The organism is Streptomyces sp. NPDC021115 (assembly GCF_044333065.1).
Lineage (GTDB): Bacteria > Actinomycetota > Actinomycetes > Streptomycetales > Streptomycetaceae > Streptomyces.
Map to the genome: position 1 here is coordinate 1 of NZ_JBIRQF010000015.1, position 22,226 is coordinate 22,226.

Annotated in this window: 23 protein-coding genes, 1 tRNA gene and 1 pseudogene; 14 read left to right on the plus strand and 11 right to left on the minus strand. The window is 70.6% G+C overall.

Annotated features, from left to right (window positions below; translation table 11 throughout):
• A partial coding sequence (locus ACH4TL_RS33325; RefSeq protein ID WP_398324052.1) for a biotin/lipoyl-containing protein occupies positions 1–1,188 on the plus strand: 1,188 nt, incomplete at its 5' end.
• A gap of 80 nt (positions 1,189–1,268) precedes the next feature.
• Here the strand turns inward: ACH4TL_RS33325 and ACH4TL_RS33330 are convergent.
• A complete protein-coding gene (locus ACH4TL_RS33330; RefSeq protein WP_398324050.1) occupies positions 1,269–2,180 on the minus strand; it encodes an alpha/beta hydrolase in 912 nt (303 codons plus the stop codon).
• 226 nt (positions 2,181–2,406) lie between these two features.
• Here ACH4TL_RS33330 and ACH4TL_RS33335 point away from each other — a divergent pair, with 226 nt between their 5' ends.
• On the plus strand, positions 2,407–3,219 hold the full coding sequence (locus tag ACH4TL_RS33335; RefSeq protein ID WP_398324048.1) for a 4'-phosphopantetheinyl transferase family protein: 813 nt from the start codon (positions 2,407–2,409) through the stop codon (positions 3,217–3,219).
• A 23-nt stretch (positions 3,220–3,242) separates the two neighbouring features.
• Positions 3,243–4,097 (plus strand): alpha/beta fold hydrolase, encoded by an 855-nt coding sequence (locus ACH4TL_RS33340; RefSeq protein WP_398324046.1) that lies wholly within the window; start codon positions 3,243–3,245, stop codon positions 4,095–4,097.
• Here the strand turns inward: ACH4TL_RS33340 and ACH4TL_RS33345 are convergent.
• A complete protein-coding gene (locus ACH4TL_RS33345; protein WP_398324044.1) occupies positions 4,094–4,729 on the minus strand; it encodes a TetR/AcrR family transcriptional regulator in 636 nt (211 codons plus the stop codon). The two genes, ACH4TL_RS33340 and ACH4TL_RS33345, sit on opposite strands and share 4 nt — an antisense overlap.
• A gap of 71 nt (positions 4,730–4,800) precedes the next feature.
• Between ACH4TL_RS33345 and ACH4TL_RS33350 the strand changes: the two genes are divergently transcribed.
• From ACH4TL_RS33350 to ACH4TL_RS33370, 5 genes and pseudogenes are all read left to right on the plus strand, one after another.
• Entirely contained in the window at positions 4,801–5,448 is a 648-nt protein-coding gene (locus ACH4TL_RS33350) for an O-methyltransferase (protein ID WP_398324042.1), read from the plus strand.
• A 47-nt stretch (positions 5,449–5,495) separates the two neighbouring features.
• Complete coding sequence (locus tag ACH4TL_RS33355; RefSeq protein ID WP_398324040.1) at positions 5,496–5,711, plus strand: DUF2277 domain-containing protein; 216 nt, start codon at positions 5,496–5,498, stop codon at positions 5,709–5,711.
• Between the two features lie 247 nt (positions 5,712–5,958).
• A complete protein-coding gene (locus ACH4TL_RS33360; RefSeq protein ID WP_398324038.1) occupies positions 5,959–6,246 on the plus strand; it encodes a hypothetical protein in 288 nt (95 codons plus the stop codon).
• 14 nt (positions 6,247–6,260) lie between these two features.
• Positions 6,261–6,607: pseudogene (locus ACH4TL_RS33365) on the plus strand (hypothetical protein).
• 51 nt (positions 6,608–6,658) lie between these two features.
• The gene (locus ACH4TL_RS33370; RefSeq protein ID WP_398324036.1) at positions 6,659–6,853 is read left to right on the plus strand and encodes a hypothetical protein; all 195 of its coding nucleotides are present in this window, start codon (positions 6,659–6,661) and stop codon (positions 6,851–6,853) included.
• Between the two features lie 218 nt (positions 6,854–7,071).
• On the opposite strand, the gene ACH4TL_RS33375 is transcribed toward ACH4TL_RS33370, so the two are convergent.
• From ACH4TL_RS33375 to ehuB, 7 genes are all read right to left on the minus strand, one after another.
• A complete protein-coding gene (locus ACH4TL_RS33375) occupies positions 7,072–7,659 on the minus strand; it encodes a Uma2 family endonuclease (protein ID WP_398324066.1) in 588 nt (195 codons plus the stop codon).
• A 544-nt stretch (positions 7,660–8,203) separates the two neighbouring features.
• Positions 8,204–8,277: transfer RNA gene (locus tag ACH4TL_RS33380), tRNA-Lys, on the minus strand.
• 63 nt (positions 8,278–8,340) lie between these two features.
• Positions 8,341–9,102 carry an IclR family transcriptional regulator C-terminal domain-containing protein gene (locus ACH4TL_RS33385; protein ID WP_398324034.1) on the minus strand — a complete coding sequence of 254 codons (762 nt, stop codon included), beginning with the start codon at positions 9,100–9,102 and terminating at the stop codon, positions 8,341–8,343.
• Between the two features lie 225 nt (positions 9,103–9,327).
• Positions 9,328–10,098, minus strand: a complete 771-nt coding sequence (gene ehuA, locus ACH4TL_RS33390) for an ectoine/hydroxyectoine ABC transporter ATP-binding protein EhuA (protein WP_398324064.1) — start codon at positions 10,096–10,098, stop codon at positions 9,328–9,330.
• Positions 10,099–10,120: 22 nt separating this feature from the next.
• Positions 10,121–10,771 carry an ectoine/hydroxyectoine ABC transporter permease subunit EhuD gene (gene ehuD / locus ACH4TL_RS33395; protein WP_398324032.1) on the minus strand — a complete coding sequence of 217 codons (651 nt, stop codon included), beginning with the start codon at positions 10,769–10,771 and terminating at the stop codon, positions 10,121–10,123.
• Complete coding sequence (gene ehuC, locus ACH4TL_RS33400; protein ID WP_398324030.1) at positions 10,768–11,511, minus strand: ectoine/hydroxyectoine ABC transporter permease subunit EhuC; 744 nt, start codon at positions 11,509–11,511, stop codon at positions 10,768–10,770. Before ehuC ends, ehuD begins: the two co-directional genes overlap by 4 nt.
• Complete coding sequence (gene ehuB / locus ACH4TL_RS33405) at positions 11,508–12,422, minus strand: ectoine/hydroxyectoine ABC transporter substrate-binding protein EhuB (protein WP_398324028.1); 915 nt, start codon at positions 12,420–12,422, stop codon at positions 11,508–11,510. Before ehuB ends, ehuC begins: the two co-directional genes overlap by 4 nt.
• 130 nt (positions 12,423–12,552) lie before the next feature.
• Between ehuB and ACH4TL_RS33410 the strand changes: the two genes are divergently transcribed.
• The gene (locus ACH4TL_RS33410; RefSeq protein WP_398324026.1) at positions 12,553–13,062 is read left to right on the plus strand and encodes a DUF3830 family protein; all 510 of its coding nucleotides are present in this window, start codon (positions 12,553–12,555) and stop codon (positions 13,060–13,062) included.
• A 47-nt stretch (positions 13,063–13,109) separates the two neighbouring features.
• On the opposite strand, the gene ACH4TL_RS33415 is transcribed toward ACH4TL_RS33410, so the two are convergent.
• Both ACH4TL_RS33415 and ACH4TL_RS33420 read right to left on the minus strand, forming a co-directional pair.
• Positions 13,110–14,522 carry an amidase gene (locus ACH4TL_RS33415; protein WP_398324024.1) on the minus strand — a complete coding sequence of 471 codons (1,413 nt, stop codon included), beginning with the start codon at positions 14,520–14,522 and terminating at the stop codon, positions 13,110–13,112.
• A gap of 47 nt (positions 14,523–14,569) precedes the next feature.
• Positions 14,570–15,517 (minus strand): D-2-hydroxyacid dehydrogenase, encoded by a 948-nt coding sequence (locus ACH4TL_RS33420; protein ID WP_398324022.1) that lies wholly within the window; start codon positions 15,515–15,517, stop codon positions 14,570–14,572.
• Between the two features lie 206 nt (positions 15,518–15,723).
• On the opposite strand from ACH4TL_RS33420, the gene ACH4TL_RS33425 reads away from it, so the two are divergent.
• The 5 genes from ACH4TL_RS33425 (at position 15,724) to ACH4TL_RS33445 (ending at position 22,146) form a co-directional block, all read left to right on the plus strand.
• Positions 15,724–16,692: a decarboxylase gene (locus tag ACH4TL_RS33425; protein WP_398324020.1), complete on the plus strand. Its 969-nt coding sequence runs from the start codon at positions 15,724–15,726 to the stop codon at positions 16,690–16,692.
• Between the two features lie 83 nt (positions 16,693–16,775).
• On the plus strand, positions 16,776–17,540 hold the full coding sequence (locus tag ACH4TL_RS33430) for a decarboxylase (protein ID WP_398324018.1): 765 nt from the start codon (positions 16,776–16,778) through the stop codon (positions 17,538–17,540).
• A gap of 105 nt (positions 17,541–17,645) precedes the next feature.
• A complete protein-coding gene (locus tag ACH4TL_RS33435; RefSeq protein ID WP_398324016.1) occupies positions 17,646–18,875 on the plus strand; it encodes an EfeM/EfeO family lipoprotein in 1,230 nt (409 codons plus the stop codon).
• Complete coding sequence (efeB, locus tag ACH4TL_RS33440) at positions 18,872–20,137, plus strand: iron uptake transporter deferrochelatase/peroxidase subunit (RefSeq protein WP_398324014.1); 1,266 nt, start codon at positions 18,872–18,874, stop codon at positions 20,135–20,137. Before ACH4TL_RS33435 ends, efeB begins: the two co-directional genes overlap by 4 nt.
• Before the next feature lie 167 nt (positions 20,138–20,304).
• Complete coding sequence (locus tag ACH4TL_RS33445; protein ID WP_398324012.1) at positions 20,305–22,146, plus strand: phospholipase C; 1,842 nt, start codon at positions 20,305–20,307, stop codon at positions 22,144–22,146.
• Positions 22,147–22,226: the final 80 nt, after the last annotated feature.

The window sequence follows — 22,226 nt, forward strand, 5'->3', positions numbered from 1 at the left end:
GCCTTCGGCCGCGGTGAGTGCTTCGTCGAGCGCTACCTCGACAAACCCCGCCACGTGGAGACCCAGTGCCTGGCCGACACCCACGGCAACGTGGTGGTGGTCTCCACCCGTGACTGCTCCCTCCAGCGCCGCCACCAAAAGCTCGTCGAAGAGGCCCCGGCGCCGTTCCTGAGCGAGGAGCAGAACGCCGACCTCTACCGCGCCTCGAAGGCCATCCTCAAGGAAGCCGGATACGTCGGCGCGGGGACGGTGGAGTTCCTGGTGGGGACGGACGGCACGATCTCGTTCCTGGAGGTCAACACCCGCCTCCAGGTCGAGCACCCGGTGACGGAGGAGGTCTCGGGCATCGACCTGGTGCGCGAGATGTTCCGTATCGCGGACGGCGAGGCCATCGGCTACGACGATCCGCCGCTGCGCGGCCACTCCTTCGAGTTCCGCATCAACGGCGAGGACCCCGGCCGCAACTTCCTCCCGGCTCCGGGGGCGGTGACCGTCTTCGCCCCGCCGTCGGGTCCTGGTGTCCGCCTCGACGCGGGCGTGGAGTCCGGCAGCGTCATCGGCCCGGCGTGGGACTCGCTGCTGGCCAAGCTGGTCATCACCGGCGCCACCCGTACCCAGGCCCTCCAGCGCGCCGCCCGCGCGCTGGCGGAGTTCCAGGTCGAGGGCATGGCCACCGCCATCCCCTTCCACCGCGCCGTCGTCACCGACCCGGCCTTCACCAGCGACCCGTTCACGGTCCACACCCGCTGGATCGAGACCGAGTTCACCAACACCATCGCCCCCTACGCCGCCGCCCCCGCCGCGACGGACGAGGACGAGGACACCGGCGCCCGCGAGACCGTCGTGGTCGAGGTCGGCGGCAAGCGCCTGGAGGTCTCCCTGCCCGCCTCCCTCGGCGTGGCCTCCGCCCCTGCCGCCGCGTCGAAGAAGCCCAAGCGCAAGGCGGTGAAGAAGGGCGGCTCCGCCGCCTCCGGCGACGCCCTCGCCTCCCCGATGCAGGGCACCATCGTCAAGGTCGCCGTCTCCGAGGGCGACACCGTGGCCGAAGGCGACCTCGTCGTCGTCCTCGAAGCCATGAAGATGGAACAGCCCCTCAACGCCCACCGCGCCGGGATCGTCAAGAACCTGAACGCGGACGTCGGCGCCTCCGTCAGCTCCGGCGCCGTCATCTGCGAGGTCAAGGACTGACGCCGCACTCTGCGCCCCTCATCGGCAGGCCCCACCCCGTCAGGGCGGATTCTAGGGGCCTGCCGATGTGTCCGGGCCGGTCAGTCCTTCAGCGTGCGCTCCAGGAAGCCCAGCACCGTGTCCGTGTACACATCCGGTTGGGTCTTGATGCCCTGGAGGTGGTCGGTGTCCGGCAGCGTGTGCACCTCGGCCAGCGGATAGCGCTCGCCCAGCGCCCGCACCCCCGCGGCCGGGATCATCGAGTCGCGCTCACCGGCCAGGAAGAGCATCGGCGTGCGCTCGTACGCCCCCTCCGCCGCGGGTGGCCACTGCACCCGCAGCATCGCCAGCGCCGCCGACGCGGCGACCGTCTCCAGCGCCTTGCGGGAGGGGCCGGTGCGCAGCGGGCCGGGGATCGGCAGCCCGTCGGCGGCGACGAAGTTGCGGAACAGGGGGGAGAGTTCGAGCGCCGGGCCGCTGTCGCAGATCACCGCGTCGACCGGGCAGTCCTCCGCCCGTCCCAGCAGGTAGAAGGAGGGGAAGGCGGAGATGGAGAAGCCGAAGACGGCGAAGCGCGCCGCCGCGTACTCCTCCCTCGCGCGCAGATGCTTGATGACCGCCACCACATCGTCGGTGTGACGGTCGCTCATGCCCCAGCAGGCCGGGTCCGAGACGCTCTTGCCGTGGTTGCGGTGGTCGAACAGGGCGACCGTGTAGCCCGCCCGGTTCAGCAGCGCCGCCTGGGCGAGGCTCGCCGACTTGCTCAGCCCCAGCCCGTGCCCGAGCACCACCACCCGCGCCTCGTCGCCCGGGATGAGCCACACATGCAGTCCGCGCGGCTTCCCGTTCAGCGGAACCTGGACATCGGTGCTGGTCAGGCCCAGGTCCTCGGGCTTCTTATGATGCGGCCGCCGCGGCGGGTGATAGATGAAGTACGAGAGGAAGGCGCCGTAGAGCGGGGCCACCGGGAGCGTCGCCGCGGAGGCCGCCTTCGTCAGGAATCCCGTCGCCATGTCGCAAACCCCCATTACAGATCGTGCCCGGTCGTGCGCGATCGTAGTGGTGTCACCGGGTGACCGGGTCGGCCGGGATCGGAACGTGTCCGAAGTCACCGGGCGTTCCCGTACGGCAACGTCGCGTCGTGATACGGGCGTTGGGGGCGTGACGCAGGGGTACGGTCGTGGAGGGACGGACGCCGGACGGCGGACACGGATGAACTCCAACGGAGGTAACGGAACAGTGCCGCTCATACGCCCGGCCGACGACCCCCGGGCCTTCGACGACTGGGGCCCGCTCGCCGCACCGCCCCGCCCAGAGGACCGCCCAGGCCCCGGTGAGGTCGCCGTATGGCTGCTGCGGATCCCGCCGTCCGCCGCCGCTGCCACCGCGATCGCGGACCGGATGCTGGACGCGCACGAGCGCGAGCGCGCCGCGGGGATGCGGCACGAGACGGCGCGCGAACGCTACGTCACGTCACATGTGGGGCTGCGGACGCTGCTCGGCGGATATCTGGGCGCGGACCCGGCGGACATCGTGTTCACCCGCGAGACCTGCGGCATGCCGGACTGCGACAAGCCGCACGGCCGCCCGGCCGTCGCTGGCGACGGCACGCTGGCGTTCTCGCTCTCCCACGCCGGGGACGCGGCGCTGTGCGCGGTGTCGGGCGGCGCCCCCGTCGGCGCCGACATCGAGGAGCGCAGCCCGCGGCGCACCGGCGCCCGGCTCGACGGCCTGATCGGCCAGCTGCACCCGGGCGAGCGCGCGGCGATCGCCGCGCTGCCGGACGAGGAGCGGCGGGAGCGGGCGTTCATGAGCTGCTGGGTGCGCAAGGAGGCGTATCTGAAGGGCATCGGGACCGGGCTGCCGGGCGGGCTGCGCACCCATTACGTCGGCCTCGCGGAGGACATCGGCGCCCCGGCCCCCACCGAGGTGTCCACCCCGCCCGGCTGGGCCTTCGCCGATCTGCCCGCCCCGACCGGCTATCACGCCGCCGTCGCCGTCCGTGCCGACGCCGCCCCTGCTGTGACCCTCACCGGTCTACGGCTGGGGTGACCGGGTCGGGTACCTTCGGACATATGTCGCATCGTGACGAGGTGGAACTCTCCGCAGGCACCATCGAGTACGAGGACACCGGGGGTGAGGGGCCGGTCGCCGTGCTGCTGCACGGCGTCGCCATGGACGGTTCGCTGTGGCGCGAGGTGGTCGCCGGGCTCCGTCCCGGCATCCGCTGCATCGTCCCCACCCTGCCGCTGGGCGGCCACCGCCGCCCCATGCGCCCCGACGCCGATCTGTCCGTCCTCGGCGTGGCCCGGCTGGTCGCCGAGTTCCTGGAGCGGCTGGACCTCACGGACGTCACCCTCGCCATGAACGACTGGGGCGGGGCCCAGGCCCTCGTCGCCGACGGCCGCGACGAGCGGATCGGGCGGCTGGTCATCACCTCGTGCGAGGCGTTCGAGAACTTCCCGCCGGGCCTGCCGGGCAGGAACCTGCACACCTCAGCCCGCCTCCCGGGGGGCTTGCGCACCGCGTTCGCCCTGCTCAAGCTGCGCCCGCTGCGGCGGCTGCCGATGACCTGGGGGTGGATGACGAAGCGCCCGGTGCCGCCGGAGGTCATGGACGCCTGGTTCCGTCCGCTGTGGGAATCCCCCGGTGTCCGCCGCGATCTGCGGAAGTACGTGCTCGGCGTGCCGCCCGCCGCTGAGCTGCTGCGCTGGGCCGAGCGGCTGCGAGGCTTCGACCGGCCCGCACTGGTGGCGTGGACGTCCGAGGACCGCGTGATGCCCCCGGAACACGGCCTCCGGCTGGCGGCGCTGCTGCCGCAGGGCCGCCATGTGGAGATCCCCGACAGCTACACCCTGATCCCGGTGGACCAGCCGCACCGGCTGGCCACGCTGATGCGCAGCTTCATGCTGGACCCTGCGACGGCCTAATCCAGCCCGTGCCGCCGTAGAAAGGCATCGACCAGCCGGTCGGTGAACTCCTCGCCGACGGGCCCTTCGGTCACCAGCACCCGGTAGTAGACGGGGCCCATGAGCTGGTCGATCTCGGCCGCCAGATCCACATCCGGCGGCAACTCACCCCGTTCCACGGCCCGTTCCAGCGGCAGCCGGTCCCGCTGCCGCTGCGCGTCCAGGTACCGGGCCCGGAAGTCCCGGGCGAACGCCGGATCGTGCTGCGCCTGGGCGATCAGGGCCCGGAACATGGCGCCGGAGTCGGACGCGTTGAGGAACCCGGCCAGTTGGCGCAGATAGCCGCGCAGATCGGCGGCGAGGTCACCGGAGTCGTCCTGGCTGATGTCCTCGGCGACATCCTGGAGGAAGGCGTCCATGAGGACGTCGGTCTTGGTGCTCCACCAGCGGTAGATGGTCTGCTTGGCGACCCCGGCCCGCGTAGCGATGCCCTCCATGGTGACGCCCGCGAAGCCCTTCTCCGCCAGCAGGTCGTCGGCCGCCCACAGCACCGCCTGCCGGGCCTCCTCGCTGCGCCCGTGCCGGTTGCCGTGGTGGCGCGGTGCCGTCCGTCCGGTGGTGCCCGCCTCGGCGGTGTGTGTCGCGCGTGCCATCTCGCCTCCCCGGAACAGCATATCCATCGCGCTCCTAGACAAGACTCAACGTCGCGTCTACTCTAGCGGTCATGACAAACACGCTTGCCGACCCCCGGGTCGAGACCGCCCTCAGCCGGATGTTCGAGCTGGCCGAGCAGGACGAGGCCACCGCCGCGCGACTCGGCGGGCTGGCACCCGAGACGACGCCCCACCAGGAGCTGGCCGACCTCGCGGCCGGGATCTACATGCCGATATCCCCCGAGGGCGGGAAGCTGCTCTACAACCTGGTCCGGGCCATCCGCCCGGCCACGGTGGTCGAGTTCGGCATGTCCTTCGGGATCTCCACGCTCCACCTGGCCGCCGCCGTGCGGGACAACGGCACCGGGCGCGTGGTCACCACCGAGATGAGCAAGGAGAAGATCGCCGCGGCCCACCGCACCTTCGCCGAGACCGGTCTCGACGACCTGATCACCGTCCTCGAAGGGGACGCCCGGGAAACGCTCGCCGACATCGAGGGCCCGCTGGAGTTCGTGCTGCTCGACGGCTGGAAGGACCTGTGCCTGCCGATGCTGCGCCAGCTCGAACCGCGCCTGCGCCCCGGCGCCCTCGTGGTGGCCGACGACGTCGTCTTCGACGACATGCAGCCGTACCTGGAGTACGTACGCGATCCGGCGAACGGCTACCAGGGCGTGACGTTCACCATCGAGGACGGCATGGAGATCAGCTGCCGCCTATGAACGCTCGGCAGGCCGCGCTGTCGGACCCGCGGCGTACCGTCGGGGGTATGTGCAGATCCATCAAGACGCTCCGCCCGCCGTATGCCGAATCGGTCACCGAGGAGGACATGCGCGCCGCCGCGCTCCAGTACGTCCGCAAGATCAGCGGCTTCCGCCAGCCCGCTCCGCACAACGCCGAGGCGTTCGACAAGGCGGTCGAGGCGATCGCCGCCGCCACCGGGGAGCTGCTGGGCACGCTGGAGGTCAGGGGCCGCACAAGCTGAATGGCCCGGGTGCCGTCACCCGGGCCATTCAGCTTGATCGCTTGTATCGCCCGTCGAATGTGAGGTCAGCGCTCAACGGCGACGAACCTGACGTCCTGGCGGAGCGAATCCGCAGCACCGTCGAGGTCAGCGAGCCGCGCAGCGAGGGTGGCTTCGGAAAGGCGCTGCGGCAGCGCATTGCGTCGCGTTACGACCACATGGCCGCCACCAGGCCCGGCCAGGGGCTCTCGCTGCGCCCACGGCAACCATGGCGCCCCCGTCGCCGGCCATCGGCGGCCTGCCGTCCTCGGTGGCCACCGTGCGACGCCCGGACGCGAGGAGCCCCCAGGGCTTTGACGTGCCCTGGGACAGCGGGCGGTTGCTCGTCCGGCCGTATGTGCTCGTCTGCGAGGAACGCGAGCGGCGCCGGCGGGAGCATCAACGCCGAAAGCAGGAGCTGCAACGGGAGCGGCGGCGGGTGCTGCTGCTGGCCCTCGACGGCGTCGACGCGGGGCCGGAGTGGATTCACGGCGTGCTCGTGGGGGCGTGCCGGTGATCGCGACGAACGACTTGCGGCTGCTGCCGTGGACCACTCCCGACGGTCGCCCGTGCTACCTGGCGCCAGCCGGCGCCAACAGCCGGTTGAGCCGACGGGCGGACGAGGTCGAGGCTCTTCACTCTCCATGGGGGCCGAACTCCTCGGCCACGCCCGCGCGTTGCTCGACGACCGGAAGGCGGACATCGGAGAGGTCCGCTTCCTGTCGGAACGGCTGTGTGAGGCGCTGCGCGACGCGCTTCGGGTGGCCGAGAGCAGAGGAGCGCGACTGCCCACGGGCGACGAGGAGAACGGACCGGCCGAGCCGGAGGACGACGCCGATGACCACCCGGCGTCCGGCAGCGGAGGTGAGGCGTCGTGACCGGCTGGACGATCAGCACTGTCCCGGGGCGGGGCCTGCGCCGCACCGACGGTGGCGTACTCGCACTGCCTCCAGATCGGCAGCGACGGACGGTATCTCGCCGTCACCGAACTGCGGCTGACCCCCGCCTCCGCAGAGCAGTTGCACGCCGCCCTGTGCTACGCGCTGGACGGGCAGCTACCACCCAGTGACGCCCCGGAGTGCCGTCAGCCGGTCCGCTACCCGGGCGGTTGGCAGCGCTACTGAAGGCCGCTGCCCGGCCCTTGTTGGTCCCTGCCCCGAGGCGACAAGGGCCGGGCGGCTTCTGGTAGCACTGGAAACGCGTGATACGCGGCCCTGCTGTCTGAGGCGTCATGCCTGTCTAACGCTTCCGGCGGCGGAGTTGAGGCCGGGAGCCGGTGCGGACATGTGCTGCCGTCCAGCCGTCCACCGTGCCCACCGAAGGCTCGGCGCCGGGCGGAGGCTCAGCGGACGTAGTTCTTCAGAATCTCCGTATCGAGCGTGATGTCCACGGGCTCCGAGAGTACGACCTGCTCGCCGAAGGGTGCGCGGTGGATGTCGAGGTAACAACCGCTCTCGGGATGAGGGTTGGTGTGCACGATGACCGCGCAGGCGTCGCGGTCCACGAGCAGATAGACCGGGATGCCCACGGACGCGTAGGCGGCGGGCTTCTCGATCCGGTCGCGTCGGTCGGTGTCTCCGTCGTGCGAGGTGACCTCGACGGTCATCAGGACCCCCTCGGGGTTCGACCACTCACCGCGGCCCGAGAAGTGCCCATCAGGCGCCAGTACGCCGTCCGGGCGGGCGCGCCCCTTGCGGTACGCCTCGACCTTCAAGCCGCAGTCGCTCGCGTAGAGCCAGAGATCGGGGCGGTGCTGCATACAGCGCTTCTGCAGCCACCTGATGATCTCGCTGTGATCCCCGTCCGGCACGCGCTTCTCCTCGATCCGCCCGTTGATGAATTCCAACGTGACGGTTTCGGGCGCGGTGGAGGCGATCTCCTCGAATTCCTCCACCAGCATGTGGGACGTGCGCTCTGCCATAACCGTCATGTTGCACCCCTTTCCTGGAGGAGGCCAGTGTTCCCGGGCGCATGCGCGGCGGGGGCACGGTCCGTGGTGGATCACTCCCACGAGTGACGGTTCGACATCGGGCGGTGACGCGCGCACACCGCGCAGCTCACGCAGTACGGCGGGCCGGTCCGCGAGCGGATCGGCCGCTGCCAGGACGTCAGCCGCTTCCCCCAGCTCGATGGCGTAGTCGGCCATCTCCTCGGACGTCGGGTCGTCCGACCCCTCCGGAGACTCCATGGCGATCAGCACCCGGCCCCGCCTCCGCAGTGCGGCGAGGCGCGGCTCATGGTCCTTGTCGTTGGCGCTCAGAAGTTTTTCGGCGGCCAGAGCCGCCCGTACGACGGCCAGCGCGGTGGGGAGCTGGTGCCCCGCCGTCTGCTGGGCCACCACGGACTCGGTCCCTTCCTCCAGAGGTGTAGGGAGCGCGGCCACGCGATGCCGTTGGTATGCAGGCTTACGAGAGTGCCAGCCACACACGACTGGGGCTCCCCGATTCATCGGGGAGCCCCAGTCAATGTCACAGTGCGCCGCCAGGGACTCGAACCCCGGACCCGCTGATTAAGAGTCAGCTGCTCTAACCAACTGAGCTAGCGGCGCGTGCTGACGACGTAAATACTACCTGGTCCACAAGGGTGCTCCTGACCAACGCCGGGACGACCCTCAGATGGCCAGCGAGAGCAGCATCGGCGCCGCCTCGCGATTGAGCAGATAGGCGGCCTTCCGCAGCCGGTGGGCGTGCTCCAGCGGAAGGGACAGCGCCAGGCAGCCTGCGGTGTGCCCCGCCGTGACGGGGACGGCCGCGCAGACCGTGCCCACGGCGTATTCCTGGAGGTCGAGCACGGGCACGGTGGGCGGCTGGCTGTCCAGCTGGCGGAAGAGCACCTTCTCGCTGGTCGTCGTGCGCGAGGTGAGCCGCACCGTCTTGTGGCGGGAGAGGTGGTCGCGGCGGCCGTCGTGGTCGAGCTGGGTGAGCAGGCACTTCCCGATCGCCATCGCATGGGCGGCGGAGCGGAAGTCCACCCACTCGTTGACCTTGGGGGTGTGCGGTCCGTCCGCATACTGCGTGATCTTGATTTCGCCGTCCACATAGCGGCTGAAGTAGACCGCCGCGCCCACCGAGTCACGGAGCGCGCCGAGCGACCTCTGGAGCTTGTCCTCGACGGCGCACTCGCGCCCCGGGACGCCGGTGTCCAGCAGGGTCAGCGACGCACCGCCGATGTACGCCCCGTCGGCGATCTGCTCCACGTAGCCCTCGCGGCGCAGCATCCGCAGCAGCTCGGCGAGCCGGTCGTTCGGCAGCCGGGTCGCGCGGGCTATCCCGGTGTGGCTCACCCCGCCGGAGTGCCGGGCGACGACCTCCAGGATGCGCAGGGCGTGCCGCACGGAGCGGAGCGGCGCGATCGGCTCGGGCCCCAGCACCACGGCGTCCCCTCTCGCAGGTGGTGACCGTTTGCGTCATCGCCGTCGCTGCGGGTCACGGGTGTGGGGTGGCGCAAGGCGCCCACAGGAAGCGGCTTCGTACCACGATAGCCGCCAAGGGGGCGATATGGAGCGGAAGTTGAGTGATGGCATGTGCCATCTCAAGCCGCCCACATCGCCCCCTTACGCCACGATGTGCCGATACCGCACGGTGTCGCTGCGGCGCCGCTACAGCACTGCGCTCAGGAACTCCCTGGTCCGCTCGTGCTCCGGCTCCGAGAAGATCTTCTCCGGCGGGCCGGACTCGATGACCCGGCCCGCGTCGAACATCAGTACGTCGTCGGAGATGTCGCGGGCGAAGTTCATCTCGTGCGTCACGCACAGCATGGTGATGTCCGTCGTATGGGCGATGTCCCGCAGGACGTCCAGCACCCCGGCGACCAGCTCCGGGTCGAGCGCCGAGGTCACCTCGTCCAGCAGCATCACCTGCGGCCGCATCGCCAGCGCCCGTGCGATCGCCACCCGCTGCTGCTGCCCTCCGGACAGCTGCGTCGGGTACATGTCGCACTTGTCGCCGAGCCCGACGAGGTCGAGCAGCTCCCGCGCCCGCTCCTCGGCCTCGTCCTTGCCCAGGCCCAGAACGTGCACCGGGGCCTCGGTGATGTTCCGCAGCACCCGCATGTTGGGGAAGAGGTTGAACTGCTGGAAGACCATGCCGATCTTCTTGCGCACCTCACGGGTGTGCTTCTCGCCCGCCGGGACCAGCTTGCCGCCCTTGTCCTCGTGGGTGAGGTAGTCCCCGTCGACCTTGATCGTGCCCTCGTCGGGCTTGAGCAGCGTCATCAGCAGCCGCAGGATCGTGGTCTTGCCGGAGCCGGACGGGCCGATGAGGGTGACGTGCTTGCCGGAGGAGACCGAGAAGTCGAGGTCGTCCAGGACCGTATTGGCCCCGAAGCGCTTGGTCACCTTGTCGAAGCGGATCAGTTCACTGCCGTCCACGGCAGGATTCGTGTGGTCGGTTTCAGTGGCCAAGACGACGCTCCAGGGCTCGCATGAGAAGAGATGCCGGATAGGCGATGAGGATGAAGGCGATGCCGACCATCGTGAACGGCTCGATGTAGTGGAAGGACGACGAAGCCTCGCCCCGCGCCTTCTGCAACATGTCGACGACGCCGATCAGCGCGAGCATCGGGGAGTCCTTGAGCATCGCGATGACGTAGTTGCCGAGGGCGGGCACCACGCGGCGGATCGCCTGCGGCAGGATCACCGCCCGCCAGGTGCGGCCCCGGGAGAGGCTGAGCGCGGTGGCCGCCTCCCACTGGCCCACCGGCACACCGTCGATACCGGCCCGGTAGACCTCGGCGGTGTACGTCGAGTAGTGCAGCCCGAGCGCGATCACACCGGTGGTCAGCGCCGAGAACTTGATGTCCCAGGTGGGCAGCACATAGAAGAAGAAGAACAGCTGCACCAGCAGCGGGGTGTTGCGGATGAACTCCGTCACCGCCGACACCGGCCAGCGCACGAAGCGACTCGGCGAACGGAACGCCATCGCCCACACCAGCCCCAGCGCGAACGCCAGGATCGAGCCGAGGGCGGTGGCCTCCAGCGTGATCAGCAGCCCGTGGCCCAGCTGCGGGAGGAAGTCCCTGGCCACGTCCCAGTTCCACTTCACTGGGCACCTCCTCCGACGACGATGTTGCGCGACTGCTCGGCCTCCTGCTTGCCCAGCAGCTTGCGCGTGACCAGCGAACCCTTGGGCGGAGCCTGGCCGATGTTGGCCTTGGCACGCCGCTCCAGCAGCCGCATCAGCCGGGTCAGGACGAACGCCAGCACGAAGTAGAGGACCAGGATGATCGAGTAGATCTGCGCGCTCTCACCCGTCGCCAGCCGGGACAGCTGGGCGGCGAAGGTGATGTCGGCGACGTTCACGGCCGAGACCAGGGCCGTCGCCTTCAGGATCTCGATCAGCAGATTGTTGAACGGCGGGATCATCTCGGGGATCGCCTGCGGCAGGATCACCCGGCGCATCCGCTGCGCCGGGGTGAAGCTCAGCGCGATGGCCGCCTCGCCCTGCGCGGGCGCCACGGAGGCGATCGAGCCGCGGACGATCTCGGAGCCGTACGCCCCGTAGTTCAGCCCGATCGCCAGTACCGCGGCCCACATCGGGAACAGCTGCCACCCGAAGGCCAGCGGCATCACGAACGCCAGCCAGAACATCAGCACCAGGGCCGACGTGCCGCGGAAGATCTCCACGTAGGCGCCGGTGAGGAAGCGGACGCTCTTCAGCCGCGAGGAGCGCGCCATGCCGATGCCGAAGGCGACCACGAGGGCGAAGGCCGCGCTGTACAGGGTCAGCTGGATGGTGATCCAGACGCCCGGAAGAAGCCAGTGTTCCCACAGCCCGGCCGTCATTTGCACAGCTCCTCGGCGGTCAGATCGGTCATCTCGCCCTCGGTGAAACCGAAGGGCCGCACGATGCGCAACAGCTCACCGCTCTTCTTCATCTTGTGCAGCTCGACATTGAAGGCATCGCGGAGCTTGGTCTCCTCCGGCCGGAAGGCGAAGCCGCCCGCCCCGATGTCCGGTTTGCCGTCGAGCATGGCCTGGAACGGCTCGGTCGCCTCGGCCCGCTTGCTGTTCCGCTGCTTGACCACGTTGTGCACCGTCACGGTCGTGCCCGCGAACACATCGGCCCGGCCCTGCTCCACCGCCAGCAGACCGGCCAGCTGGTCCGGGAGGATCAGCATGTCGCTCTCCTTGACCCCGGCGTTCTTGGCGTAATCGATCTCGGCATAGGCGGTACCGGTGGCCATTTTGGCCTTGGCTTTGACGATGTCTTCGTAATTGTGCAGGTTCTTCGGATTGCCCTTGCGGACGATGAAGGCGTCCCGCATGCGGTAGTCGGGGTCGGAAAAGATCACCTGGGCGCAGCGCTCGGGATTGATGTACATCCCCGCCGAGACCACGTCGAACTGCTGCGAGCGGAGCCCCGGAATCAGGGAGCCGAACTCGGTCGGCACCGGCTGGACCTTCTCCACTCCCAGCCGTTTGAAGATGACCTTGGCGATCTCCGGCGCCTCGCCGGTGAAGTCACCATTCTTGTCGATATAGCCGAATGGGATCTCCCCCGCAATTCCCAGTCGGACCGTGCCCTGCGCCCGCAGGCGCTCCAGCAGATTGCCCCCGTCCCTGGCGTCCGTGCTGGACACCCGGCTACAGCCGACCGCGCCCAGCAGACCAAGAGCCGCGCCGCCGACCAGAAGCGATCGACGGGTTGCCCCTTTTGTTCTGCTATCGATGTCTTTCCCACGTGGTGGAGCCATGGGCGCGCGACTACCCGAACCCACGAAATATATGCAGGTCGTTTCCAGCCCTTGATACAGACGATGCTGGGTATGTCCCCTGGGGAAGGACTGGTAAGGACTGCTTCCGAACTGACCTGGAGGAATGTCGATGGTTGACCGAGCCGACCGGTTCATCGAGGTCTCGCTCGACAAGCGCGGGGTGACCTGTACCGCGAAACTCCTCGACGACCGCGCGCCGATCACCTGCGATGCGGTCTGGAACGCGCTGCCGCTGGGGGGCGACGTGTACCACGCCAAGTACGCGCGCAACGAGATCTACGCGCTGCTGGCACCCTTCGCCCCCGAGGAGCCCCCGCTGGAGAACCCCACCATCACCCCCATCCCCGGGGACCTCTGCTACTTCACCTTCTCCGACACCCAGCTCGGTACGAAGTCCTACGGCTACGAGGCCCAGGCCAAGCACCAGGGCAAGCGCCAGGTGGTCGACCTGGCGCTGTTCTACGAGCGGAACAACCTGCTCATCAACGGCGACGCGGGCTGGGTCCCGGGCATCGTCTGGGGCTCGGTCGTCGACGGCCTCGACCGCATGGCCGACGCCTGCCAGGACCTCTGGCGCGCCGGAGCCCTGGGCGAAACCCTCAGCTTCCGCCGAGCCTGACCCCACCGCCCCGGCTCCGGCCACAGCCGGAGCCGGGACGGCACGCATCACACCAGCGGCGCCCGCACGCTCTCCGCGACGCCCGCCCCGTACAGCGCGTGCGCCACCCGCAGAATCACCGCATCCGCATGCCGCGCCCCCACCAACTGCACCCCGATCGGCAACCCCGAGGCCGACATCCCGCACGGGACGGACGCCGCCGGCTGCTGCGTCATGTTGAAGGGGTACGTGAACGGCGTCCACCCCGTCCACCGCGTGTGCCCCGACCCCTCGGGAACCTCCACCCCCGCCTCGAAGGCGGTGATCGGCAGGGTCGGCGTCACCAGCAGGTCGTACGCGGAGTGGAAGCGCCCCATGGCGTGCCCGAGCGCCATCCGTACGTCCACCGCCGCCAGATAGTCCAGCGCGCTGTACGCGGCCCCCTGGGCGCACACCTCCCGCAGCCCCGGGTCGAGCAGTTCCCACTGCTCCTGCCCGAGCGGCTGCACCACCCGCGCCGCGCCGCTGAACCACAGCGTGTGGAAGGCCTCCACCGGGTCCTCGATGCCGGGGTCGATCTCCTCCACGACCGCGCCGAGACCGGCCAGCAGATCCACGGCCCGCCGCACGGCGGCGGCCACCTCCGGGTCGACGTCGGCCGAGCCGCCGAGCGTCGGGCTGTAGGCGACCCGCAGCCCGTCCACCGAGCCGCCGCCCGCGGTGATCGCCTCCCGGAAGCCGCCCTGGAAGGGGGCGAGCTGCGACCAGTCGCGCCAGTCCGGCCCGCTGATGACATCCATGAGGAGCGCGGAGTCGGCCGCGTCCCGGGTCATGGGCCCCACATGGGCGAGGGTCCCGAAGGCGCTGGCCGGGTAGATCGGCACCCGCCCGTAGGTGGGTTTGAGCGCGAAGACGCCACAGAAGGACGCGGGGATGCGGACCGACCCGCCACCGTCCGTCCCCAGGCTGAGCGGACCCGCGCCCAGTGCGACGGCGGCCGCGCTGCCGCCGCTGGAGCCGCCCGCGGTGCGCCCGGGGTCGTACGGGTTGCCCGTCACCCCGTACACGGGGCTGTCCGTGACACCTTTCCAGCCAAATTCCGGGGTGGTCGTCTTGCCGAGAAACACCGCCCCGTGGTCCCGCATCCGCGCCACCGCGGGCGCGTCCTCGTCCCACGGCCCTTCCGTGCGTACCGTGCGCGACCCGCGCAGCGTGGGGCCGCCGCGCATCAGCAGGATGTCCTTCACGGACACCGGAACGCCGTCCAGGAGCCCCACGGGCTCACCGCGCCGCCACCGCTCGGCGGACTCCTCCGCCTGGCGCAGCGCTTCCTCGGCGTCCACCCGGCTGTAGGCGTTGACCGTCGGCTGGATCTGCTCGATCCGGTCGAGCGCGGCTCGGGTGGCCTCGACGGGGGAGAGGTCGCCGGAGCCGTACCGCTCGAGGAGTTGAACCGCTGTCAGGTCGTGCAGGTCGGTCATCCAGCTCTCCGTTCGGATCGTGTCGATCGATCATTCGGGCCGTGCGATCAGTCCACCGGTACGTAGCCGAGACGCTTGTCGACGATGTTGAGCAGGGGCTCGCCGGCGCTCCAGCGGTCGTAGTTGTCCTGGAACTGTTCGGAGAGGTGGTCGCGCCAGCCGATCGTGTCGCCGCTCATGTGGGGCGAGACGAAGAGCCCGGGCACGTCCCACAGCGGGTCGTCGGGGGCCAGCGGCTCGTTCTCGAAGACGTCCAGCGCGGCGCCCGCGATATGGCGTCCGAGGAGGGCCGCCTTGAGGTCGGCCTCGATGACGAGGGGGCCGCGTCCGACGTTGATGAAACGCGCGGTGGACTTCATCCGGGCGAAGGCGGTCCGGTCGAACATGCCGCGCGTGGCGTCGGTGAGCGGGGCGGCGGAGATCACCCAGTCGGCCCGCTCGAGCAGCTCGGGCAGCTCGTCGTTGCCGCGTACGCCGGGGCGTGCCGTGCGTCCGACCAGGTCGACGGTGATCCCGAGCGCGGTCAGGGTGGTGGCGATGGCCCGGCCGATGGGCCCGGCGCCGACGACGGCCGCGCGGGTCCCGGCCAGCCGCATGGTCTCGCGGTGCTGCCAGCGCCGCTGCCGCTGGAGCTCCCAACTGCCCAGGAAGTCCTTGCCCATGGCGATGACCAGACCGGCGACGTACTCGGCGATCGGCTGCTCGAAGACGCCGCGCGCGTTGGTCAACACGGAGTCGGACGCGATGAGTTCGGGGCTCAGCAGCCGGTCCACCCCGGCGCTCGCGGTGTGGACCCAGGCCGGGCGTGGGCCGTCGCCGGGCCAGGCGTCACGTACGGCGTCGGAGGTGAAATCCCAGACCAGGAGGACGTCGGCGGAGGGCAGGGCGTCGGGCAGGGTCTTCTCGTCGCACACCACGACCTGGGCCCGGCCGGCCAGCCGGTCCAGCCGGACCGGGGGCTGATCACCGAAGACGACAACAGTGCTTTCGGACATAGGCGGGAAACCGTTTCGAAACGTGGGTGAGTTTGGCTGACGACAGTTGGGGCAGGCGCCAAAGTTTGCGGGGATTGACCACGCTAGGCAGCGGAAACTACCGTCGTCAACAACGGCATCTGTCCCGACGTCCCGGCATCGCCGGTGCTCTCTTATATCTCTGGCCAATGGTCCAGCCCTCTCCTTTCTGCATTGGGGCTCGATATATGGACGTCTCCTTTCTCGGTGGCCCGCAGCCGCAGCGTGGCGTGGGCGTGGTCGCACCGTTCGACTTCGCTCTTGATCGCGAACTGTGGCGCTGGGTACCGGACGAGGTCTCCCTGCACCTCACCCGCACGCCTTTCGTCCCGGTCGAGGTCAGTCTCGACCTGGCACGGCTGGTGAGCGAGCACGAAACCCTTCAGGACGCGGTGCGGGCGCTGAGCGCCGTCGCACCGGAAGTGGCGGCATACGCCTGCACCTCGGGCAGCTTCGTCGGCGGCGTGGCCGGTGAGCGCGCGATGTGCGCGGCCATGACACAGGCCGGTGAGCTGCCGTCGCTCACCACCTCGGGCGCCCTGCTGGAGGCGCTGCGGGAGATCGGCGCCCGGCGGGTCGCGGTGGTGACCCCGTACACCCGGTCGGTGACCGACTCGCTGGAGGACTACCTGGGCGAGGCCGGTATCACCGTGACCGGCCGCGCCTACCTCGGACTGACCCGGCACATCTGGAAGGTGCCCTACCGCGACGTGGTCGACATGGCGCGGGAGGCGGTGGTCGGATCGCCCGACGCGCTCTTCATCAGCTGCACCAACTTGCCGACGTACGACGTGATTCCGCAGCTGGAGGCGGAGCTGCGGATGCCGGTGCTGTCGGCCAACCAGGTGACGATCTGGGCGGCGCTGCGGGCGATCGGCGCCCAGGCCGTCGGCCCGTACCAGGCGCTGCTGGACCCGGCAGCACGGCGGGGCCCGGCGGGGATGGCGTCGTCGTCCACGGTGGCCGACCCGATGGCCTCGATGCCCCCGCTCGCGGGTCCGGTGGCGGACGCCGGTCCTGAGCCGGAGGCGGCCCTGGCCGGGGCCGCGTCGCCGGGGCCGGACGTCGACCCGGCGGACGGGCTCGACCCGGGGTTCGGGCCGGGGATCGGCGAGGGCCCGTTCCTCGACGACTCGGGAGGTCCGTCCGCGATGTGAGGGAACCCGCCGGGCGGCTGCGGTGTAACACAGGTGACAGAGCAGGGGCGGCGCTCACGGGGGCCGCAGGTAAGGAGGCAGTCATGACGGACGCGACCACGGCGGCGGCGGGCGCGGCACACGCGACGCCGGACACGGTGGGTTTTCTCTACCCGGGCTATTCCGCCGAGGACGACTATCCGCGTCTGGAAGGGCTGCTCGGCGACAGCGTGCGGCTCCCGCTCGTCCACACCGACATCGGTGAGGACGCGCACCGGGTGGACGCCCTGCTGGAAATGGGGTCGGGCACCCGGCTCGCGGCCGGGGTCGCCGAGCTGAAGGAGCGCGGCGCCCAGGCGGTGATCTGGGCGTGTACGAGCGCGAGCTTCGTCTTCGGCTGGGAAGGCGCCCGCGAGCAGGTGAGCGAGCTGGAGGAGACGGCCGGGCTGCCCGCCTCCAGCACCTCCTTCGCCTTCGCCCACGCGGTGCAGGCGCTGGGCCTGGAGAAGCTGGCCATCGCCGCGACCTATCCGGAGGACGTCGCCGAGTATTTCCGGACGTTTCTGAAGGCCGCGGGCGCCGAGGTGGTCTCCACCCAGGGCAGCGGCATCATCACCGCCGCCGAGGTCGGCACCTGGGGGCGGGACGAGGTGCTGCGGATGGCCCGGGCCGGTGACCATCCCGACGCCGAGGCGGTGCTGCTGCCGGACACCGCCCTGCACACCGCCGCCTGGCTGGCCGATCTGGAGGCGGACCTGGGCAAGCCCGTGCTCACGGCGAACCAGGTCACGGTCTGGGAGGGGCTGCGGCTGCTGGGCCGCAGGCCGGTCCATGACCGGCTGGGCACGCTCTTCGCGGCGAGCGGCTGAGAAAAGGGAGCGGGCGGTGACGGACCGGTGAACCGGGCTGGAATTCCCTCTCTCCGGACATCCCCGGCAGGGTTCCGCTTTCCGAAGTCCGCTTAGCATGCAGCCGTGCGCCGCCTTCCTCCCTTTCTCCCCGGATCGCAACGCCCGCTGCTGATCGCCGGTGCGGTGGCGGTCGCCGCGGCGGTGGCCGCCGCCACGCTGGGCACCGGTGGGGCATCGCCGGACGGCCGGGGGCCCCGGCCGTCCGCCACCGCAGCCGACGGGCTGCGGCACACCGCGGTCGAGGTGTCGGAGGGCGGCTGCGGCAAGGGCTGGGCGCATCCGCACCGCGGCAAGCAGGTCTTCGACCTGACGAACACCTCCAGCAAGGCGGCCGAGGTCTATCTGACCAGCCCGGCGAACGGCTCGGTCTACGGGGAGGTCGAGGGGCTGGGCCCGGGCACCACCCGCCCGCTGCGGGTCACCCTCGGCGGAGGCTCCTATGCCTTCCGGTGCCTGCCCGACGACACGGACGCGATCACCGGACCCACGGTGACCGTGGCCGGACCGGCGCGGGGCGGCGGCCCGGCCGCCGTTCCGGTCACCCAGCAGGATCTGATCCCCCCGACCATCGCCTACCAGCGGTATGTCCAGGACCGGATGGGCGAGCTGGTGCGGCGCACCGACGCGCTGCGCTCGGCCATCCGCGCGGGCGACCCGGCCGGCGCCCGCGCGGCCTGGCTGCCCGCCCATCTGGTGTACGAGCGGATGGGCGCCGCCTACGGCACCTTCGGCGACGCGGACGGCGCGATCAACGGCACCACGGCGGGGCTCTCCGGCGGGGTCCGCGATCCGGGCTTCACCGGCTTCCACCGCATCGAGTACGGGCTGTGGCACCACGCGTCCGCGAGCAGTCTGCGCGCTGCCGCCGACCAGCTCGACCGGTCCGTCCGCGCGCTGCGGGACAGCTGGCCGCAAGCGCGGATGGATCCCGCGGACCTGGGTCTGCGGGCGCACGAGATCATGGAGAACACCGTGCAGTTCGAGCTGACCGGCCGCACCGACTACGGCAGCGGCACCAATCTGGCCACCGCGCGGGCCAACCTCGACGGCACCCGGGCCGTGCTGAAGCGGCTGCGTCCGCTGCTGACGTCCCGTGACCCCGGGCTGCCGGAGATCGACTCCTGGCTGGACCGCACCCAGAAGGCCCTGGAAGCCGCCCACCAGGGGGACCACTGGACCCCGGCGGACCGGCTCGGCCGCGGGAGCCGGGAGAAGATCAACGCCGCTGCGGGCGCGCTGGTGGAGCGGCTGGCCGATGTGGCGGCCCTGACGGATGTGCGGAGGACCGGGTGAGCGAGGTGCGGCGGCGGGGCTTTCTGTGGGGCGCCGCGGCGGGCACGGTCGGCGCGGTGGCGGGCGCCTCGGCCGCCCCGGCCGCCGAGCGGGCGGGCGGCACGGGGTCGGACGGTGCGGGGCCGGGCGGGGCGACGGGGGACGGCGGGGGAGGGCCGTCCGCGCGGGTTCCCTTCCACGGTCGGCATCAGGCCGGGATCCTCACCCCGCCGCAGCGCGCCACCGCGTTCGTCGCCTTCGACGCCACCGCCGAGGGGCGCACCGAGCTGACCGAGCTGTTCCGTACCCTCACCGCGCGCTGCCGCTTCCTCACCACCGGCGGCACCCCGGACCCGGTGGGGATCACCGCCCCGCCGGTCGACTCCGGCACCCTGGGGCCCCTGGTCAGCGCGGACCGGCTGACCGCGACGGTCGGCGTGGGCGCCTCGCTCTTCGACGGGCGTTACGGCTTGACGGACCGCAAGCCCCGGCGGCTGCGCGCCATGCCGTCCTTCCCCGACGACGACCTCGACCCCGGCTGGTGCCATGGTGATCTGAGCCTCCAGCTCTGCGCGGACAACACGGACACGGTGCTGCACGCGCTGCGCGACATAGCCCGGCACACCCGGGGCGCGCTCCAGGTGCGCTGGCGCATGGACGGCTTCGTCAGCCCGCCCCGCCCCTCCGGCACCCCGCGCAACCACATGGGCTTCAAGGACGGCACCGCCAACCCGGACACCGGCGACGCCCGGCTGATGGACCGCCTGGTGTGGGCGGGTGATCGCGCCGGGGAGCCGGGCTGGGCGACGGGCGGCAGCTATCAGGTGGTCCGGCTGATCCGGATGCTGGTGGAGTTCTGGGACCGGGTGTCGATCACCGAGCAGGAGCGGATGTTCGGCCGCAGCCGGGAGTCGGGCGCACCGCTGGACGGGCGGCACGAATTCGACACCCCGCGCTTCGCCCAGGACCCCAAGGGCGACATCATCCCGCTGGACAGCCATATCCGGATGGCCAATCCCCGCACCGCCCGCACCGACGACCAGCGCATCCTGCGCCGCGCCTACAACTACGACCGCGGCATGGACGGGAACGGGAATCTGGACATGGGCCTGCTGTTCTGCAGCTATCAGCAGGACCTGGCCCGGCAGTTCGAGACGGTGCAGAAGCGGCTCGCGGGCGAACCGCTGGTCGACTACATCACCCCGTTCGGCGGCGGCTATTTCTTCGCGCTGCCGGGGGTGCGGGACCAAGCGGATTGGCTGGGGAGGGCCTTGCTGTCCTGAGCGTCCGGCGGCGTCCCGCCCACCTCCCGGTCAAGAACGCCTCAAGAATTCCTTGTGTTTCCCTGACCCTCTATTCATTCTCCCTCCTCCATGGATTCCATCGGAATGTCCGGCCCGCGGACGAGGATCACTGTGCAGTGTGAAACGGATACGTGTGGAGGCATGGCATGGGCGGAAGACGACGAGCGAAGCGCTGGAGTGCCCTGGCCGGCGCCGCGGTGCTGGCGGCCGCGGGCGGGGTGGCGCCCGCATGGGCCGCCCCCGCGCCCGCCGAGGGGGCGCAGCGGACCGCGACGCCCGTGAAGCATGTGGTGGTGATCTTCGACGAGAACGTCTCGTTCGACCACTACTTCGGCACCTACCCCAAGGCCGCCAACACCGACGGCACGAAGTTCACGCCCGCCAAGGACACCCCGAAGAACATCGACACCCTCGGCCACGCGGGCCTGCTGGAGAAGAACCCGAACCTCTACAAGCCCAAGCGGCTCGCGTCCTCGCAGGCGATGACGTGCGACCAGAACCACTCCTACGGCCCCGAGCAGTACGCGGCCGACGGCGGCAAGGCCGACAAGTACGTCGAGAACACCGGGGTCGGCAAGTGCACCGGGCTGTTCGGCGAGCCCGGCCTGGTGATGGACTACTACGACGGCAACACGGTCACCGGGCTGTGGAACTACGCCCAGCACTACGCGCTGAGCGACCGTTCCTTCAGCTCCGCCTACGGCCCGTCCAGCCCGGGCGCCATCGAGCTGGTCTCCGGTCAGACCCATGGCATCGTCTCCACCGACCCCAAGTCCTCCACCGAGGACCCGAAGCAGACCGACAAGCCGGATCCGGCCACCGTGTCCTCGCCGGACGCCCACGGCGTCGGCACGATGATCAACGACCCCGACCCGGCCTTCGACGACTGCTCGGGCAAGGACCACACCAGCAGCAGCACCCTGGGCATGCTCAAGGGCAGGAACATCGGCGATCTGCTCAACGCCAAGGACGTCAGCTGGGGCTGGTTCCAGGGCGGCTTCCGGCCCAGCACCCCCTGGGACGGCACGCAGGGCGGCCACGCCAAGTGCTCGGGCACCACCCACGCCAACGTCGGCGGCGCGTCCTCCGTGGACTACAGCCCGCACCACGCCCCGTTCCAGTACTACAAGTCCACGGCCAACCCCCATCATCTGCCGCCCAAGAGCGTGCGGGAGATCGGCCACAACGGTCAGGCCAACCACAACTACGATCTGACCGACTTCGACGCCGCCCTCAAGACGGGCCATCTGCCCTCGGTCAGCTTCCTGAAGGCCGCCGAGTACCAGGACGGCCACGCGGGCTACTCCGACCCGGTCGACGAGCAGCACTTCCTCGTCAAGCAGATCAACGCGATCCAGAAGTCGCCGCAGTGGAAGGACACCGCGGTCGTCGTCGCCTACGACGACAGCGACGGCTGGTACGACCACGCGTACGCCATGCCCACCAACGGCTCCCGCGACACCACGACCGGCTCGAACGGCAAGGCGACCGACAGCCCCGCCTGCCAGTCCGCGCCCCGGCCCGCGGGCGGCTACCAGGACCGCTGCGGCCCGGGCCCGCGTCAGCCGCTGCTGGTGATCTCCCCGTACAGCAAGTCCAACAAGGTGGACCACACCCCCACCGAGCAGACCTCGATCACCCGCTTCATCGAGGACAACTGGCACACCGGCCGGATCGGTGACGCCTCCTTCGACGCCCGCGCGAACTCGCTGTCCGGCATGTTCGACTTCCGGCACCCGAACAACACCCAGGTGCTGCTGAGGCAGGACGGTTCGGTGGACTCGGTGCACCGGTCCGGGCACTACACGACCAGTGCCCTGGCCGCCGGCGCCCCGATCGCCGACGCCCTCACCCCGCACCGCCTCGCCGGGACCGCCGGAAGTGCGGGCGCTGGCGGCTCGGCCGTCCTGCCGCTCGGCATCGCCGCCGGTGCGCTGGTGTTCGGCACCGCGGCCACCGTCCTGGTGCTCCGCCGCCGTACCGCCTGACCCCGCCCGGCCCCGGGGCTCACGGGACGCACGGAACCCAGCAGTTCCGTGGGTCCCGTGGGGCCGGGAAGATGGGGCCG